The organism is Streptomyces sp. NPDC001108, from assembly GCF_053598535.1.
Genome location: NZ_JBSFKL010000007.1, coordinates 116,625 through 133,596, shown reverse-complemented (window position 1 = coordinate 133,596; position 16,972 = coordinate 116,625). Strand labels below are relative to the sequence as shown.

The following is a 16,972-nucleotide window of genomic DNA, read 5'->3' as shown; positions in this document are numbered from 1 at the left end:
TACGACCACGAATGCCGCGCCACCGCAGTGCGCGGTCGGAGAAGCGAACGAGGAGATGCAGTGAGCGTCACGGCAGCACAGGGGTTCTCCGCGGCGGGTGTCGCCGCGGGGATCAAGGAGAGCGGCAACCCGGACCTGGCCCTGGTGGTCAACCACGGTCCGCGTCGCGCCGCCGCGGGCGTCTTCACCTCCAACCGCGTCAAGGCCGCCCCGGTCCTCTGGTCGGAACAGGTCCTCAAGGGCGGCGAGGTCACCGCCGTCGTCCTCAACTCCGGGGGCGCCAACGCCTGTACGGGCCCGAAGGGCTTCCAGGACACCCACGCCACCGCCGAGAAGGCCGCCGAGGTCCTCACCGGCCACAACGCCGGTGAGATCGCGGTCGCCTCGACCGGGCTGATCGGCATGCTGCTCCCGATGGACAAGCTGCTGCCCGGCATCGAGAAGGCCGCCGCCGCCCTCAGCGAGCACGGCGGCGAGAAGGCCGCCATCGCGATCAAGACCACCGACACGGTCCACAAGACCGCCGTCGCGGGCGGCGAGGGCTGGACCGTCGGCGGCATGGCCAAGGGCGCGGGCATGCTCGCCCCCGGCCTCGCCACCATGCTGGTCGTCCTCACCACCGACGCCGACGTGGACGCCGCCGGACTCGACTCCGCGCTGCGCGCCGCCACCCGTACCACCTTCGACCGGATCGACTCCGACGGCTGCATGTCGACCAACGACACCGTGCTGCTGCTGGCCTCCGGGGCAAGTGGCACCACCCCGGAGCAGGACGAGTTCGCCGAGGCCGTACGGGCGGTCTGCGCCGATCTCGCCCGGCAGCTCATCGGGGACGCCGAGGGCGCCTCCAAGGACATCCGGATCGAGGTCGTGAACGCCGCGACCGAGGACGACGCCGTCGAGGTGGGCCGCTCCATCGCCCGCAACAACCTCCTCAAGTGCGCCATCCACGGCGAGGACCCCAACTGGGGCCGGGTGCTCTCCGCGATCGGCACGACGAAGGCCGCGTTCGAGCCGGACGAGCTGAACGTCGCCATCAACGGCGTCTGGGTGTGCAGGAACGGCGGTGTCGGCGAGGACCGCGACCTGGTCGACATGCGTTACCGGGAGGTCACCATCACCGCCGACCTCGCCGCGGGCACCGAGTCCGCCGTCATCTGGGCCAACGACCTCACCGCGGACTACGTCCACGAGAACAGCGCGTACAGCTCATGAGCGCCGCGCGGAAGCACACCGCCCTCCCGAAGGCCGAGATTCTCATCGAGGCGCTGCCCTGGCTGACCCGGCACAACGGCAGGACCGTCGTCATCAAGTTCGGCGGCAACGCCATGGTCGACGACGAGCTGAAGGCCGCGTTCGCCCAGGACGTGGTCTTCCTGCGCCAGGCCGGACTCAAGCCCGTCGTCGTGCACGGCGGCGGACCGCAGATCAGCGCCCAGCTCGACAAGCAGGGCCTGGTCAGCGAGTTCAAGGCCGGGCTGCGGGTCACCACCCCCGAGGCGATGGACGTCGTACGGATGGTGCTGGCCGGACAGGTGCAGCGCGAGCTCGTCGGGCTGCTCAACCGGCACGGACCGCTCGCCGTCGGCATCACCGGCGAGGACGCCCACACGATCACCGCCGTCCGGCACCGGCCGACCATCGACGGCGAAACCGTCGACATCGGCCGGGTCGGGGAGATCACCGCCATCGACACCGGGGCGATCCGCGCCCTGCTGGACGACGGCCGCATCCCGGTCGTCTCCTCCATCGCCCGCTCCGCCGACGACCACCACGTCTACAACGTCAACGCCGACACCGCGGCCGCGGCCCTCGCCGCCGCCCTCGGCGCCGAGACGCTGATGGTCCTCACCGACGTCGAGGGCCTCTACGAGGACTGGCCCAACAGCGACGACGTCATCAGCCGGCTCACCGCGTCCGAGCTGGAGAAGCTGCTGCCGGAGCTCTCCAGCGGCATGGTGCCGAAGATGCAGGGCTGCCTGCACGCCGTACGCAACGGCGTCAAGACCGCCCGGGTGATCGACGGCCGGGTCCAGCACTCGATCCTGCTGGAGATCTTCACCGACGAGGGAATCGGCACGATGGTCGTGCCCGACGCGCAGGGGGAGTCATGACCAACCAGGAACTCGCACAGCGGTGGAACCACGCGCTGATGGACAACTACGGGACGCCGCGGCTGCCCCTGGTCCGCGGCGAGGGCGCCCGGGTCTGGGACGCGGACGGCACCGAGTACCTCGACTTCGTCGGCGGTATCGCGGTCAACGCGCTGGGCCACGCCCACCCCGCCGTCGTCGCGGCGGTCTCCGCGCAGATCGCCTCCCTCGGCCATGTCTCCAACCTCTTCGTCGCCGAACCGCCCGTCGCGCTCGCCGAACGGCTGCTCCAGCTCTTCGGCCGCGAGGGCCGGGTCTACTTCGCCAACTCCGGCGCCGAGGCCAACGAGGCCGCCTTCAAGATCGGGCGGCTGACCGGGCGGACCCACATGGTCGCCACCGACGGCGGCTTCCACGGCCGGACCATGGGCGCGCTCGCCCTCACCGGCCAGCCCGCCAAGCGCGAGCCGTTCGTCCCGCTGCCCGGCGACGTCACGCACGTCCCGTACGGGGACGCCGACGCACTGAGGGCCGCCGTCACCACCGACACCGCGCTGGTGGTCATCGAGCCCATCCAGGGCGAGAACGGCGTGGTCGTGCCGCCCACCGGATACCTGGAGGCCGCCCGCGAGATCACCCGGGCCACCGGCACCCTGCTCGTCCTCGACGAGGTGCAGACCGGCATCGGCCGCTGCGGCCAGTGGTTCGAGCACCAGGCCCACCAGGGCGTCGAGCCCGATGTCGTCACCCTCGCCAAGGGGCTGGGCGGCGGGCTGCCGATCGGCGCGGCGGTGGCCTTCGGCCCGGCGGCCGAGCTGTTGAAGCCGGGCCAGCACGGCACGACCTTCGGCGGCAACCCGGTGGCCTGCGCGGCCGGACTCGCCGTCCTGGACACCCTGGCCGCCGACGGCGCCCTGGACCGGGTCAAGCGGATCGGCGAGAAGATCCGCGCCGGTGTGGAGGCCCTCGGGCACCCGCTGGTCTCCCACGTCCGCGGTGCCGGACTGCTGCTGGGTATCGTGCTCACCGAACCGCTCGCGCCCCAGGCGCAGCAGGCGGCCCAGGCGGCCGGGATCCTGGTCAACGCACCCGCCCCCGACGTCCTGCGGCTGATGCCGCCGCTGATCATCGGTGAGGCGGAGGCGGACGCGCTGCTCCGGGCGCTGCCCGGCGTCCTCGACGCGGCGAGCGCGGCGCGGGCGTAAGAGAAGACGGCACGAGGGGACGGACGATCCGGACAATGAGGCGACGACGATGACCGAGGCGCAGGACACCGAGCACGGCGGACCGTCCGTGCCGCAGACCCGCACCGCACGCCACCGCCGGATCGTGGACATCCTGAACCGGCAGCCGGTGCGCTCGCAGAGCCAGCTGGCCAAGCTCCTCGCCGACGACGGGCTGAGCGTCACCCAGGCGACGCTCTCCCGGGACCTGGACGAGCTGGGCGCGGTGAAGATCCGCAACACCGGCGGCGAGCTGATCTACGCGGTGCCCAGCGAGGGCGGATTCCGCACCCCGCAGGCACCGCTGGGCGGCTCGGCGAAGGAGGAGCGGATGCGGCGCCTCTCCGCCGAGCTGCTCATCTCCGCGGAGGCCTCGGCCAACCTGGTGGTGCTGCGCACGCCCCCGGGCGCCGCCCAGTTCCTCGCCTCGGCCATCGACCAGGCCGAACTGCACGACATCCTCGGCACCATCGCGGGCGACGACACCCTGATGCTGATCAGCCGGGACCCGGCGGGCGGCCAGGCGCTCGCCGACCACCTGCTGCGGCTGGCCCAGAACGACCGCTGAGCCGCCCGCACCGGGTCAGTAGCGCGTGATCGCCGTCGGGCCGGACCGGGTGCCGATCGCGATGTGCGGGCGGCGGGCCGGATCCGCCCAGCGCAGGATCCGGTCCATCGCCCCCGCCGGCACCGAGACACAGCCGGCGGTCGCCCCGCGCCCGTTCACATGGAGGAAGATCCCGGCGCCCCGCCCCCGTACCGGGCGCCGGTAGTTGAAGCCGATGACGAGCGCCCGGGCGTACTGCGTCCGGTACTCGATCAGGTGCTCCGCCTCGCTCGCACGGCAGTCCGCGGGCCGGGGCTCCACCCAGCGGTTGTAGGCCCGCGCCGCGTTGTCCTGGCACCACCACGAGTCGTCGCCGATCCGGCGGTACGGGTAGGCGGTGCCGGCCGGTGCGGGGCCGGTGCCGAAGGCGTACGGCAGGTCGTACAGGCCGGTGGGGGTGGTGTCGGTGCTTTGCTTCCGGGTCGCCCCCTCGGCGAGGCCCTTCGCGCCGAAGCGGGCCGGGGCCGAGCCCTCGCGCACCCAGGTGCCCCGGCGCAGGCTCCACCAGGCGACGGTGCCGATGGTGGAGCCCTCGGCCGGGGCCTCGGCCGTGATCAGCTGACCGCCGCCGGTGTCGGCCAGCCGGGCCGGGAGCGGCAGCCCGGCGGCGGGCCGGGCCGCGACCGTGCCCGCCAGCGCGAGCAGTACCGAGAGGACGACCATGGGTCTGCGCATGCCCGGACGGTAGGCCCGGTGGCCGCGCGGCGCACCCCGGTCTGCTCCGTACGGCTCAGTGCTGCCGTGCCGCGTCGCGGTCCGCCGGGGGCAGCGGGGGCAGCGGGAGCGGCAGTCCCGGCAGCCCGTCGATGCTGGTGGCGATGTGCTCCTTCTTCTCGAAGTACGCGCCGAGCGAGGCGTCGTCCTCGCGGGCGAACCGCCGCTCGTGCAGCGACCGGTCCTCGTCGTACGACATGAACGGCACCCCGTAGCCGCAGGTGTCCCGGATCAGTTCGGCGTGCACCACGATGACGGCGCGCAGCCCGTGCAGGGCCGGGTCCACGTCCGGGAAGTGGGCGAGCAGCGGGACGAACCGGGGGTCGTCCCGGAAGACCGGCTCGCCCCGGCCGTGCACCCGCACGATGTTCGGCGGCCCCTGGAAGGCGCACCACATCAGCGTGATCCGGCCGTTCTCGCGCAGGTGGGCGACGGTCTCCGCGTTGCTTCCGGCGAAGTCCAGGTAGGCCACGGTCCGTTCGTCGACGACGGCGAACGAGCCGCTGACGCCCTTGGGCGAGAGGTTGACGGTGCCGTCGCCGTCCAGCGGCGCCGTCGCGGTGAAGAAGATGTGCTGTTCCTCGATGAAGGTCCTGAGCCGTCCGTCTATGCGTTCGTAGGTTTTCCCCATGGTGGCCATTGTCCGTGGCGGCGTCGGCGGTGGCAGGGGTTTCCGCCTGGTGGGACCGCGGTGTTCGCGACGGGCCCGGCACACGACGGCTTTGACAAAAAATACAGACCTCTGCATAGTTATGCCCATCGGTGACCGTCGAAGGGCGCGACGGAGCGTGACCTCGCCCGATCCCCGGCAGTTACGTCACCGCCTCCCGGCCCTCGCGCGGGCGGCGGTCGCACACCCACCACCTGTTCTTCCGAGGAGCACGCAGTGAGCAACGGCAACGGCACCAGCGACGTACGCCTCTGGGGCGCCCGCTTCGCCGACGGTCCGGCCGAGGCGCTGGCCAGGCTGTCCGCCTCCGTCCACTTCGACTGGCGGCTCGCGCCGTACGACATCGCCGGCTCCCGTGCCCACGCGCGCGTCCTGAACAAGGCGGGCCTGCTCAGCGAGGACGAGCTGATCCGCATGCTCGACGGCCTCGACCGGCTCGAAGCCGATGTCGCCGACGGCTCCTTCACCGGCACCATCGCCGACGAGGACGTGCACACCGCCCTGGAGCGCGGGCTGCTGGAGCGCCTCGGCCCGGACCTCGGCGGCAAGCTGCGGGCCGGCCGTTCCCGCAACGACCAGATCGCCACGCTCTTCCGGATGTACCTGCGCGACCACGCCCGGATCATCGGCGGCCTGCTCGCCGACCTCCAGGGCGCCCTGGTCGGCCTGGCGGAGGCGCACCCGGACGTCGCGATGCCCGGCCGTACGCACCTCCAGCACGCCCAGCCGGTGCTCTTCGCCCACCACGTCCTGGCCCATGTCCAGGCGCTGTCCCGGGACGCCGAGCGGCTGCGCGAGTGGGACCGGCGGACCGCCGTCTCCCCGTACGGCTCCGGCGCCCTGGCCGGTTCGTCGCTCGGGCTGGACCCGGAGGCGGTCGCCGCCGACCTCGGGTTCGGGCGCGGTTCGGTCGGCAACTCCATCGACGGGACGGCCTCCCGCGACTTCGTCGCCGAGTTCGCCTTCATCACCGCGATGATCGGCGTCAACCTCTCCCGGATCGCCGAGGAGGTCATCATCTGGAACACGAAGGAGTTCTCCTTCGTCACCCTGGACGACGCCTTCTCCACCGGCTCCTCGATCATGCCGCAGAAGAAGAACCCGGACATCGCCGAGCTGGCCCGCGGCAAGTCCGGCCGGCTCATCGGCAACCTGACCGGCCTGATGGCCACGTTGAAGGCGCTGCCGCTCGCGTACAACCGCGACCTCCAGGAGGACAAGGAGCCGGTCTTCGACTCCTGCGACCAGCTGGAGATCCTGCTGCCCGCCTTCACCGGCATGATGGCCACCCTCACCGTCAACCGCGCCCGCATGGAGGAACTGGCCCCGGCCGGTTTCTCGCTCGCCACCGACGTCGCCGAGTGGCTGGTCAAGCAGGGGGTGCCGTTCCGGGTCGCCCACGAGGTGGCCGGCGAGTGCGTCAAGGAGTGCGAGCGCCACGGGATCGAGCTCGACGAGCTGACCGACGAGCAGTTCGCCAAGATCTCCGAGCACCTCACCCCCGAGGTCCGCACGGTGCTCAACGTCTCCGGCGCGCTCGCCTCCCGCGACGGCCGCGGCGGCACGGCCCCCTCGGCGGTGGCCGTGCAGCTCGACGAGGTCCGCGCCGACCTCGCCGTCCAGCAGGCCTGGGCCGTCGAGAAGCGGTAGGCATCCGTCGGGGGACCGGATCGAAGGGCGGGGAGCGGCCGGTACGCTCCCCGCCCTCCGACCCGGTCCCCGCGCACTGGGTTACGTTGACGGGGGAGCGCACCCGACCCGACGAGGAGCCCTGACGATGCCTTTCGCCCGGCTGGCCACAGCGACGACCCCGACCGCCCGTATCGGGCTCGGCCTGGCCGCGGTCGGCAGGCCCGGCTACATCAACCTCCACCGGGACCGGGACCTGCCCGCCGACCGGAGCGTCGAGGCACTGCGCGCCCGCACCCACGAGCTGCTCGACGCCGCCTACGCGCAGGGCGTCCGCTACATCGACGCGGCCCGCTCCTACGGCCGTTCGGAGGAGTTCCTGGCCGACTGGCTGCGGGTCCACCCCGAGGCGGACGACCTCGTCATCGGCAGCAAGTGGGGCTACACGTACACCGCGGGCTGGAGCGTGGAGGCCGAGGACCACGAGGTGAAGGACCACGGCCCGACCGCCTTCCTGCGCCAGCGGGCCGAGACCGACGCCCTGCTCGGCGACCGGCTCGACCTGTACCAGATCCACTCGGTCACCCCCGACAGCCCGGCCCTCACCGACAAGGAGCTGCACGCGCGGCTGGCCGCACTCGCCGCGGAAGGGGTCAGCGTGGGGCTGTCGACCAGCGGGCCCGGTCAGGCCGAGGCGATCCGGACCGCCCTCACCGTCACCGTCGACGGCGAACCGCTCTTCCGTACCGTCCAGGCCACCTACAACGCCCTGGAGACCTCCGCCGGGGCGGCGCTCGCCGAGGCGCGGGCCGCCGGACTCACCGTGATCGTCAAGGAAGCCATGGCCAACGGACGCCTCGCCGGTACCCAGGCCCCCGCCGTCGTCCAGGAGATCGCCGCCGAAGCGGGCCTCGGCAGCGACGCGGTCGCCCTGGCCTTCGTGCTGCACCAGCCCTGGGCCGGGGTGGTGCTCTCCGGCGCGGCCACCGTCGAGCAGCTCGCCGGGAACCTGCACGCCCCCCTCGTCGACCTCGGCCCCGAGCGGCGCGCCCGGCTGGACGCGCTGGTGGAGGAGCCCGAGGCGTACTGGCGCCACCGCGCCGGACTCCGCTGGAACTGACCGCGGACCGTCCGCGACCGGGAGTCGGCAGCCTCCCCTGTCGCTCCTTGACGACACCGTTTTCTCCTTTCTCCCCATTCTGCCGGGCGCGCGGGATCCGACCGACCCGTATGAGACATCAATGTCTCACATGGGTTATGGTCGTCTCATGAGTCTCGATCGTGAGCAGGTGCTGCGCAGCGCCGCCGCCCTGCTGACCCGCAAGTCGACCGCCACCATGGACGAGGTCGCCCGTGCCGCCGGCATCGGCCGCGCCACCCTGCACCGGCACTTCGCCGGGCGGGACGCGCTGGTCAGGGCGCTGGAGGAGCTGGGCATCCGGGAGGTCGAAGCGGCCCTGGACACCGCCGCGCTCGACGAGGGCCCGGCACCGGACGCGCTGCGCCGTCTCGTCGCGGCCATCGAGCCCAGCGCCGGGCTCCTCTCCTTCCTGGTCACCGAGAACCAGCTCTTCGAGGGTGACGCGGTGAACGAGGGCTGGAGCCGCCTGGACGCCCGGGTGGCCGCCTTCTTCCGGAGCGGTCAGGAGCGCGGCGAATTCCGGATCGACCTCACCCCCGCCTGGCTGACCGAGGCGTTCTACGGACTCGTCTCGTCCGGTGCCTGGGCCGTTCAGGCGGGCAGCGTCGCGAGCCAGGACTTCCAGTACATGATCACCGAGCTGATGCTCGGTGGAGCACGCCGGAGCGTGGAGAAATGAGCCTGACCGAACAGCGCGCCCAGGAAACGGAGGAGCTGCGCCCCGGACGGTGGATCGCACTTGCCGTGCTCGTCCTGGCCGTGCTGCTCGTGGCGATCGACGCCACCGTCCTCGGACTGGCGACCCCCTTCCTCACCGAGGATCTCGAACCGACCGGCACCCAGCTGCTGTGGATCGGCGACATCTACTCCTTCGTCATCGCCGGACTGCTGGTCTCGATGGGCAGCCTCGGTGACCGGATCGGTCGCAAGAAGCTGCTGCTCAGCGGCGCGATCGCGTTCGGCGCGGTCTCCGTGCTCAACGCCTACGCGCACACCCCCGGGACGATGATCCTGGCGCGGGCGCTGCTCGGTGTGGCGGGTGCCACGCTGATGCCGTCCACGCTCGCCCTGATCCGCAACCTCTTCCACGACCCGCGCGAACGCAGCCTGGCCATCGGGATCTGGGGTGCGATGGCCTCGGCGGGCGCGGCCGTCGGACCCGTGGTCGGCGGGCTTCTGCTGGAGCACTTCTGGTGGGGCTCGGTCTTCCTGATCAACCTGCCCGTCATGGCGGTGCTCGTGGTCGTCGGCGCGAAGATGATCCCCGAGTCGAAGAACCCGGTCCCGGGCCCCTGGGACCTGATCAGCGTCGCGCTCTCCGTCATCGGCATGATCGGTGTCGTCTACACCGTCAAGGAGCTGGCGGCGCACGGACCGGACCCGGTGACGATCCTCGCCGGTGTCGTCGGCGCGGCCGCGCTCTGCTGGTTCGTCCGCAGGCAGCTCACGCTCCCCGCGCCGCTGCTGGACATGCGGCTCTTCCGCCACCGGGGCTTCTCGGGCGCGGTGGTGGCCGATCTGCTGACCATCCTCGGCCTGTCCGGGCTCGTCTTCTTCCTGTCCCAGTTCTTCCAGCTGGTGCAGGGGCGCGGCCCGCTGGAGGCCGGGCTCGCCGAGCTGCCCGCGGCCGTCGGGGCGGTCGTCGCCGGTCTGATCGCCGGGCGGGCGGCCCGCCGCTTCTCGGTCCGCTCGGTGGTGAGCGGCGGCCTCGCGGCGATCGGCCTGGCGCTCGCCGCCGTCACCGTGCTCGACCAGCAGACCGCCTATCCGCTGATGGGCACCGTGCTGCTCGTCGTCGGCGCGGGCGCGGGCTTCGCCTTCACCGTCACCTCCGACGTGATTCTCTCCAGCGTCCCGAAGGAGCAGGCGGGCGCCGCGGGAGCCGTCTCGGAGACGGCATACGAGCTCGGCGCGGCCCTCGGCATCGCCCTGCTCGGCTCCATCGTCACCGGCGTCTACCAGACGTTCGACACCCCGGACGGCGTTCCGGCCGGACCCGCCGCCGCGGCCCACGAATCGCTCGGCGGCGCGGTCGAGGCGTCCCACGGCCTGCCGGCCGGGCAGGCGGCGGAACTGGTCGCCGCGGCACAGGAGTCGTTCCTCTCCGGGCTGCAACTGGCCGCGGGCGTCGGCGCGGCGGTCCTCCTCGCGACGGCGGTGGCCGCCTGGTTCCTGCTGCGCGGTCAGAAGCTGGAGGACGGCGCCGCGCACCACTGACGCGACACGGCGAAGGGCCCGTACCACCGTTCGGATGGTACGGGCCCTTCGCCAGGTGCGCGCCGCCTCAGGCGGCCTTCGCCTTCGTGGCGTACATGTCGACGTACTCCTGACCGGACAGCCGCATCACCTCGGCCATCACGGAGTCGGTCACCGCCCGCAGCACATAGCGGTCGCGGTCCATCCCCTCGTACCGGGAGAACTCCATCGGCTCACCGAACCGGACCGTCACCTTCCCGGGGCGCGGCAGGCCCGACCCGCCGGGCTGGAGCTTGTCCGTGCCGATCATCGCGAACGGCACCACGGGCGCCCCCGTCATCAGGGTCAGCCGGGCGATGCCCGTACGGCCCCGGTACAGCCGGCCGTCGGGGGAGCGGGTGCCCTCGGGGTAGATGGCGAACGCCTTGCCCTCCTCCAGCACCCGACGGCCCGTCATCAGCGCCGCGACCCCGCCGCGTCCGCCGTCCCGGTCCACCGGGATCATGCCGCAGCCGGTGAAGAACCAGGCCATCGCCCGGCCCTTGAGCCCCTTGCCGGTCACGTACTCGTCCTTGCCGATGTAGAACACCGGCCGGTCGCAGCAGATCGGCATGATCATCGAGTCGATGAACGTCAGATGGTTGCCCGCCAGGATCACCGGACCGTCCCCGGGGATGTTCTCCACGCCCTCCACCTGCGGGCGGAACATCAGGCGCAAGATCGGTCCGAGCACTGCCTTGATGAGTGCGTGACGGGACAACGGTTCCTCCGGTGTAGCGGCCGGGCCGGCCGGGGCTCGGGATCGTGACGGTCCATGCAGGTGAGGACGATACTCGCGGGAACTCACTCTCCGCACATCGGGTTCACGGAGCGGATACCCGGCGGTGACACGAGTTTGCGCCATGTTCGCCCAGGTGCCGTCCCCGCGACGGAGAGGCTGCCTACGCTCGGGCCCCGCCCGACAGGTGCCACACATCACACGCGAGGAGCATCCATGACTGAGCGCGCGCAGACCGGTCCCGGCCGCAGGACCATGCTGGGAGCGGGAGCCGCCGTACTGGGCACGGCCGCCCTCGGGCTGTCCGCCACTCCGGCCGCCGCCGACCCCGCGGCGAAGCCCGCCGGGCGGCCCGGCGGGCACGGCTTCCGCCTCGACCTGCCGGTCCCCACGGTCATCGGACACCGCGGCACCAGCGGCTACCGCCCCGAGCACACCCTGGGCTCCTACCAGCTGGCCCTCGACATGGGCGCGCACATCGTCGAGCAGGACCTGGTGCCGACCAAGGACGGCCACCTCGTCTGCCGCCACGAGAACGACATCACCGCCACCACCGACGTCGCCGACCACCCCGAGTTCGCGAACCGCCGGACCACGAAGAAGGTCGACGGCACCTCCCTCACCGGCTGGTTCACCGAGGACTTCACCCTCGCCGAGCTGAAGACGCTCCGGGCCAAGGAGCGCATTCCGGGCACCCGCCAGAAGAACACGCTCTACGACGGCCGCTGGGACGTCCCCACCTTCGAGGAGGTCCTGCGCTGGGCCGACCGCGAGGGCCGCAGGCGCGGCAGGCCCGTCTGGCTGTACGTCGAGACCAAGCACCCCACCTACTTCCGGAGCCTCGGCCTCGGCCTGGAAGAGCCGCTCGCCAAGCTGCTGCGCCGCTACCACCTGCACCGCAAGCAGTCCCCGGTCATCCTCCAGTCCTTCGAGCCCGGCAGCATCCAGCGGCTCGCCCGGCTCGTCGAGACCCCGCGCGTCGTGCTGCTCTCCGGCGCGGGCGAGCGCCCCTGGGACTTCGTCACCTCCGGCGACCCGCGCACCGTGGCGGACCTGGTGAAGCCCGAGGGGCTGAAGTGGATGGCCTCCTACGCCCAGGGCATCGGCCCCACCCTCGACCTGGTCATCCCCAAGGACCCCACCGGCCGGCTCACCACGCCGACCACCCTGGTCCGGGACGCGCACGCCCAGGGGCTCGTCCTGCACCCCTACACCTTGCGCAACGAGAACACCTTCCTGCCCGCCGACTTCCGGCGCGGCACCGACCCCAACGCCTACGGCGACGCGTTCGGCGCGTTCCAGGCGTACTTCGCCACCGGCATCGACGGGATCTTCTCCGACAACCCGGACACGGCCCTGCTCGCCGCGGCGGACTTCACCGCCGGGTGACACCGGCGTCACCGTCCGGCCGGGGCGTACCCCGGTCGGGTGGTGCTCGCCCGGCCCGGCAACCGGGCGCGCGCCCGGGCGCGTTGGCCGGGCATGACCTCTACCGATGATGTCCCCACGGGCCCGGTGCCCGCGTCCGTCGTCCGGGCCCTGCGCCCGCTGGTGAGCGCCGAGGCCGTCGCGGAGGCGGCCGCCTCCGCGACGGGTGCGGCGATCGAACCGGCCGACCTCGAACAGGCCGTCTGGCTCCGGCTGCTGGAGCGGTTCGCCGGGGAGGGGCCGCCGGTGGACCCGGCCCGCTGGGTGCGGACCGCCGTACGGGGCGAGGCCCGCCGGGCCCGCCGCACCGTACGGCGCGAACGGCCCTTCCGGGACGACACGGCCCCCGACCCCGGCGGCTGCCCCGAACGGCTCGCCCTCGGCGCCGACGAACGCAGGGCGCTGCGCGCGGCGGTGGAACGGCTGCCCGGCCGGTGCGCCCGGCTCTTAGCGGCCCTGCTGGCGCCCGGTGACCCGACCTACCGGGAAATCGCAGGGAAGTTGGGTATGTCACAGGGGAGTTTGGGTCCGATCCGTTCCCGTTGCCTTGGATGTCTGCGCAGAATGCTCGCGGCGGAGGTTGCGGCTCCTGAACCGCGGGGAAAGGAGCGTTAGACAACCGATGGATCAGGTGGGCGGAGGCATGCGCAGATGGGCATGAGCGTGATCATCTCGACGGCGACGGCACAGGACGCCGAAGAGATCCTGAAACTCCAGTACCTCTGTTTCCAGAGCGAGGCGGAGCTGTACGGGAACTACCGGATCGACCCGCTCGTCGAGAGTCTCGACGCGCTGCGCGCCGAGATCGCCACCGGCCTGGTGTGCGTGGCGCGGCTCGGTGACGAGGTCGTCGGAACGGTCCGCGGGGCCGTCGGCGAGGACGGTACGGGTGAGATCGGCCGGCTCTGCGTCCACCCCCGGCTCCAGGGTCACGGCCTCGGTGCCCGGTTGCTGCGCGCGGCGGAGAAGGGCCTCGCCGACGAGCGGGCGACCACCCGCTTCCGGCTGCACACCGGCCACCGCAGCGAGGGCAACCTGCGGCTCTACCGCCGGGCCGGCTACGCCCCGGTGGGCAACGAGACCGGCCGGGACGGCGTCCTGATGATCCTCCTGGAGAAGGACGCCGGCCGACCCGCGTACGTGGCCAGCGCCTGAGCACGGTCCCGTCGGGCGACCTCCGACCGGGCGGTCATGTCCTGGCACGCCCGCTTCCGGCGTTGCCGGCGGGATTGGGTAGTTCCGCCGCCGCTGGAAGCGCAGGCACCGTGCCGCGTCCGCCGTCCGGGCGGAGTCGTCCGACAGGCTCCGGGCCGTCACGCCCGACGGGCGCGGCGCAGCCAGATCATCCCGGTGACCGGCAGGATCACCGGGATGAACAGGTAGCCCATGCCGAACTCGGACCAGACGGTGGCGTCCGCGAACGCCGAGGGCTCCACCATCGTCCACACCCCGACGACCAGCACGCCGACCAGCTCCGCCGCGCAGCACACCAGCGCGCTCCGGCGGGCCCTCTCGCCCCCGCGCACCAGCGAGTACGTGATGAACCCGTACACGAGCGCGGCGACGGCCGACAGCACGTAGGCCAGCGGTGCCTTCCCGAAGTCCAGGATCATCTGGACGATCGAACGGGAGGCGGCCGCGACGGTGAACACCCCGTAGAACCACACCAGCACCCGGCCGGGGCCGGTGCCGAGGTCGAAGGACTGCTTCCCGGCGGCGTCGGTGGGCGCGGCGGTGCGATCGGTGTCGGTCACGGTCAGTTTCCCCAGATGTCGTAGAGCCGTACTTCGAGGACGGCCAGCACGACCGCGCCCGCCGCCACCGTCACCGAGCCCCAGCGGGTCCGCTCGGTCAGCGACAGGAAACCGGCAGCGGGCACCGCGAGGAAGGACCCGATCAGATACGCGATGAAGATCGTCATGCCCTGCTCCGGCCGCTCGCCCCGGGAGAGCTGCACGATGCCCACCACCAGCTGGGCCAGCGCCAGCAGCGAGACCACGGCCATCCCGATGAAGTGCCAGTCCTTGGTGGGCTGGTCCCGGTAGGCGGCGAATCCGCACCAGGCGGCGAGGGCGAGCGCGGTCACGGCGACCGCGACCGTCAGGGCGACAAGCATGGAGCGAGGGTATTACGGACCAAACGGCCTCCCGCGTGCGCCCCCGCCCGGCGGAGGCCGCCCCGCCCCGCGACGGCGGCGCGCGCCGTGGCCTTGACCACAGAACGGACGCCTCCCGAGCCGCCCGGAGCCCCGGCCGTCGCCCCCTCGTGCAAGGCATCGCCGCAGGTCACAGCCTTGCGGAGGGTGAGTTCCGGTCACGGTGCGACCGGACCGTCCACGCGTCCACGACTGTCCGCTATTCGGACAGCCCGGTTCGATGGAGCGGGGCGTCTGTTTTACTTGGCCCATGACCACGACGAGCGAACGCATCCTTGCGACCGAGGCGGACACGACGCCCGGTGCTCGTTGTATGTGTCGAATGCGCACCTTCTGAGGGTCCACGCCTGAGCCTCGCGCCCCGAAGCGAGACCGAGCCCCAGCCGTCCGCACCCAGCGGAACGAGCCTGCCCCGGCGCCGCCGCCCGGCCCCGTGCCGCGAACCCGCCGCGCCGGCGACCGGGTCCGGACGACCCGGCCCCACGCCCCAGCAGTCTCATCGGACGAATGCCCCGTGCCCGGCGGACACCGCGTCGCGCACTCGACAGTGACGGAAACCCTGTGATCACCACTTCGGGCCTCACGAAGGTCTACCAGTCGCGCGGCCGCGAGGTCACCGCCCTGGACGGCGTCGACCTGCACGTCCGCGAGGGCGAGGTGTTCGGCGTCATCGGCCAGAGCGGCGCCGGCAAGTCCTCCCTCATCCGCTGCGTCAACCTCCTGGAACGCCCCACCTCCGGCACCGTGACCGTGGACGGCCAGGACCTCACCGCCCTCGCCGGCCGGGGCCGCCGCGCCGGCCGGGAGCTGCGCGAGGCGCGCAGTCGCATCGGCATGGTCTTCCAGCACTTCAACCTGCTGGCCTCCCGCACCGTCCAGGGAAACGTCGAACTCCCGCTGGAGATCCTCGGCGTCCCCGGCCGCGACCGCTCCCGCAAGGCCCTCGAACTCCTCGGCCTGGTCGGCCTCGCCGACAAGGCCAGGTCCTACCCCGGCCAGCTCTCCGGCGGCCAGAAGCAGCGCGTCGGCATCGCCCGCGCCCTGGCCGGCGACCCCAAGGTGCTGCTCTCCGACGAGGCGACCTCGGCCCTCGACCCCGAGACCACCCGCTCCATCCTGCAGCTCCTGCGCGACCTCGGGCAGCAGCTCGGCCTCACCGTCCTGCTCATCACGCACGAGATGGACGTCGTCAAGACCGTCTGCGACTCCGCCGCGCTGATGCGCAAGGGCCGTGTCGTCGAGTCCGGAACCGTCCGCGACCTGCTCGCCACCCCCGGCTCCGCGCTGGCCCAGGAACTGTTCCCGGTCGGCGGTGCTGGCTCCGGCCCCGACCACACCGTCGTCGACGTCACCTTCCACGGCGACGCCGCCGGGCGGCCGGTGATCTCCCAGCTCTCCCGCACGTACAACATCGACATCTCGATCCTCGGCGCCGCGATGGACACCGTCGGCGGCCGCCAGATCGGCCGGATGCGCATCGAGCTGCCCGGCCGCTTCGAGGAGAACGTCGTACCGATCGGCTTCCTGCGCGAGCAGGGCCTCCAGGCGGACGTCGTCGAGAACCCCGCCGAATCCGTCCCCGCGCAGAACGCCGTACCGCTCACCAAGGAGGTGGCGAAGTGACCTGGTCCGAGATGCAGCCGCTGCTCGTCCAGGGGACCGTCGACACCCTCTACATGGTGCTCTGGGCCACCGTCGTCACGGTGGCCGTCGGACTGCCGCTCGGTGTCCTGCTGGTCCTCACCGACAAGGGCGGCCTCCTCCGGAACGCCCCGGTGAACAAGATCGTCGGCGCCGTGGTGAACATCGGCCGTTCGCTGCCGTTCCTCATCCTGCTGATCGCGCTGATCCCCTTCACCACCTGGGTCGTCGGCACCTTCATCGGCCCCACCGCGATGATCGTCCCGCTCTCCGTCGGCGCCATCCCGTTCTTCGCCCGGCTCGTCGAGACCGCCGTCCGCGAGGTCGACCACGGGCTCGTCGAAGCCGTCCAGTCGATGGGCGGCTCCATCCCGACGATCGTCCGCAAGGTGCTGCTGCCGCAGGCGCTGCCCTCGCTGGTCTCCGCCGTCACCACCACCGTCATCGTGCTCATCGGCTACTCCGCGATGGCCGGAGCGGTCGGCGGCGAGGGGCTCGGCTCCAAGGCCGTCACCTACGGATACCAGCGCTTCGAGAACGGCTTCATGCTCGTCACCGTCGCCCTGCTCATCGTCATCGTGACCGCGATCCAGCTGATCGGCGACACCGCCGTGCGCCTGCTGGCCCGCCGGGGCCGCAGCACCACCTGAGACTTCCCTCCCACAAGCCCGCACTCCTTGTCCGGGCGCACCACCAC

Annotated in this window: 18 protein-coding genes; 13 read left to right on the top strand and 5 right to left on the bottom strand. The window is 72.2% G+C overall.

Features of this window, described 5'->3' with window-relative positions; translation table 11 throughout:
* Positions 1–60: 60 nt before the first annotated feature.
* From argJ to ACWC97_RS17835, 4 genes are read left to right on the top strand one after another with little or no spacing between them, the layout of a single operon-like run.
* Positions 61–1,215 carry a bifunctional glutamate N-acetyltransferase/amino-acid acetyltransferase ArgJ gene (argJ, locus tag ACWC97_RS17850; protein WP_385210735.1) on the top strand — a complete coding sequence of 385 codons (1,155 nt, stop codon included), beginning with the start codon at positions 61–63 and terminating at the stop codon, positions 1,213–1,215.
* Positions 1,212–2,114: an acetylglutamate kinase gene (argB, locus tag ACWC97_RS17845; protein WP_450650191.1), complete on the top strand. Its 903-nt coding sequence runs from the start codon at positions 1,212–1,214 to the stop codon at positions 2,112–2,114. The genes argJ and argB overlap by 4 nt, the downstream gene beginning before the upstream one ends.
* Positions 2,111–3,298 carry an acetylornithine transaminase gene (locus ACWC97_RS17840; RefSeq protein WP_450650190.1) on the top strand — a complete coding sequence of 396 codons (1,188 nt, stop codon included), beginning with the start codon at positions 2,111–2,113 and terminating at the stop codon, positions 3,296–3,298. Before argB ends, ACWC97_RS17840 begins: the two co-directional genes overlap by 4 nt.
* A 49-nt stretch (positions 3,299–3,347) precedes the next feature.
* Positions 3,348–3,884 carry an arginine repressor gene (locus ACWC97_RS17835; protein ID WP_352277514.1) on the top strand — a complete coding sequence of 179 codons (537 nt, stop codon included), beginning with the start codon at positions 3,348–3,350 and terminating at the stop codon, positions 3,882–3,884.
* 15 nt (positions 3,885–3,899) lie between these two features.
* Here ACWC97_RS17835 and ACWC97_RS17830 read toward each other — a convergent pair whose 3' ends face one another.
* The gene (locus ACWC97_RS17830; protein WP_450650188.1) at positions 3,900–4,598 is read right to left on the bottom strand and encodes a L,D-transpeptidase family protein; all 699 of its coding nucleotides are present in this window, start codon (positions 4,596–4,598) and stop codon (positions 3,900–3,902) included.
* Positions 4,599–4,653: 55 nt separating this feature from the next.
* Positions 4,654–5,268 carry a pyridoxamine 5'-phosphate oxidase family protein gene (locus tag ACWC97_RS17825; RefSeq protein ID WP_352277510.1) on the bottom strand — a complete coding sequence of 205 codons (615 nt, stop codon included), beginning with the start codon at positions 5,266–5,268 and terminating at the stop codon, positions 4,654–4,656.
* Between the two features lie 255 nt (positions 5,269–5,523).
* Here ACWC97_RS17825 and argH point away from each other — a divergent pair, with 255 nt between their 5' ends.
* The 4 genes from argH to ACWC97_RS17805 all read left to right on the top strand — a co-directional run bounded on the left by argH (position 5,524) and on the right by ACWC97_RS17805 (position 10,294).
* On the top strand, positions 5,524–6,957 hold the full coding sequence (gene argH / locus ACWC97_RS17820) for an argininosuccinate lyase (RefSeq protein ID WP_352277509.1): 1,434 nt from the start codon (positions 5,524–5,526) through the stop codon (positions 6,955–6,957).
* A gap of 127 nt (positions 6,958–7,084) precedes the next feature.
* Positions 7,085–8,056 carry an aldo/keto reductase gene (locus ACWC97_RS17815; RefSeq protein ID WP_450650186.1) on the top strand — a complete coding sequence of 324 codons (972 nt, stop codon included), beginning with the start codon at positions 7,085–7,087 and terminating at the stop codon, positions 8,054–8,056.
* 148 nt (positions 8,057–8,204) lie between these two features.
* Positions 8,205–8,756: a TetR/AcrR family transcriptional regulator gene (locus tag ACWC97_RS17810; protein WP_385210752.1), complete on the top strand. Its 552-nt coding sequence runs from the start codon at positions 8,205–8,207 to the stop codon at positions 8,754–8,756.
* Complete coding sequence (locus tag ACWC97_RS17805) at positions 8,753–10,294, top strand: MFS transporter (RefSeq protein WP_385210755.1); 1,542 nt, start codon at positions 8,753–8,755, stop codon at positions 10,292–10,294. The genes ACWC97_RS17810 and ACWC97_RS17805 overlap by 4 nt, the downstream gene beginning before the upstream one ends.
* 67 nt (positions 10,295–10,361) lie before the next feature.
* Here ACWC97_RS17805 and ACWC97_RS17800 read toward each other — a convergent pair whose 3' ends face one another.
* Positions 10,362–11,033, bottom strand: a complete 672-nt coding sequence (locus ACWC97_RS17800; RefSeq protein WP_352277505.1) for a lysophospholipid acyltransferase family protein — start codon at positions 11,031–11,033, stop codon at positions 10,362–10,364.
* A gap of 234 nt (positions 11,034–11,267) precedes the next feature.
* On the opposite strand from ACWC97_RS17800, the gene ACWC97_RS17795 reads away from it, so the two are divergent.
* From ACWC97_RS17795 to ACWC97_RS17785, 3 genes are all read left to right on the top strand, one after another.
* Positions 11,268–12,440, top strand: a complete 1,173-nt coding sequence (locus ACWC97_RS17795) for a glycerophosphodiester phosphodiesterase (RefSeq protein WP_450650183.1) — start codon at positions 11,268–11,270, stop codon at positions 12,438–12,440.
* 93 nt (positions 12,441–12,533) lie between these two features.
* Positions 12,534–13,094: a sigma-70 family RNA polymerase sigma factor gene (locus ACWC97_RS17790; RefSeq protein WP_450650181.1), complete on the top strand. Its 561-nt coding sequence runs from the start codon at positions 12,534–12,536 to the stop codon at positions 13,092–13,094.
* A gap of 36 nt (positions 13,095–13,130) precedes the next feature.
* Positions 13,131–13,634, top strand: coding sequence for a GNAT family N-acetyltransferase (locus tag ACWC97_RS17785; protein ID WP_352277501.1), 504 nt, complete (start codon positions 13,131–13,133; stop codon positions 13,632–13,634).
* A gap of 158 nt (positions 13,635–13,792) precedes the next feature.
* Here the strand turns inward: ACWC97_RS17785 and ACWC97_RS17780 are convergent, their stop codons facing one another.
* Together ACWC97_RS17780 and ACWC97_RS17775 are read right to left on the bottom strand one after the other, a co-directional pair.
* Positions 13,793–14,233, bottom strand: coding sequence for a hypothetical protein (locus ACWC97_RS17780; protein ID WP_352277499.1), 441 nt, complete (start codon positions 14,231–14,233; stop codon positions 13,793–13,795).
* Between the two features lie 2 nt (positions 14,234–14,235).
* Entirely contained in the window at positions 14,236–14,595 is a 360-nt protein-coding gene (locus ACWC97_RS17775) for a hypothetical protein (RefSeq protein WP_352277498.1), read from the bottom strand.
* A 600-nt stretch (positions 14,596–15,195) separates the two neighbouring features.
* On the opposite strand from ACWC97_RS17775, the gene ACWC97_RS17770 reads away from it, so the two are divergent.
* A complete protein-coding gene (locus ACWC97_RS17770; RefSeq protein ID WP_450650178.1) occupies positions 15,196–16,257 on the top strand; it encodes a methionine ABC transporter ATP-binding protein in 1,062 nt (353 codons plus the stop codon).
* Positions 16,254–16,925: a methionine ABC transporter permease gene (locus ACWC97_RS17765; protein ID WP_352277494.1), complete on the top strand. Its 672-nt coding sequence runs from the start codon at positions 16,254–16,256 to the stop codon at positions 16,923–16,925. The genes ACWC97_RS17770 and ACWC97_RS17765 overlap by 4 nt, the downstream gene beginning before the upstream one ends.
* Positions 16,926–16,972: the final 47 nt, after the last annotated feature.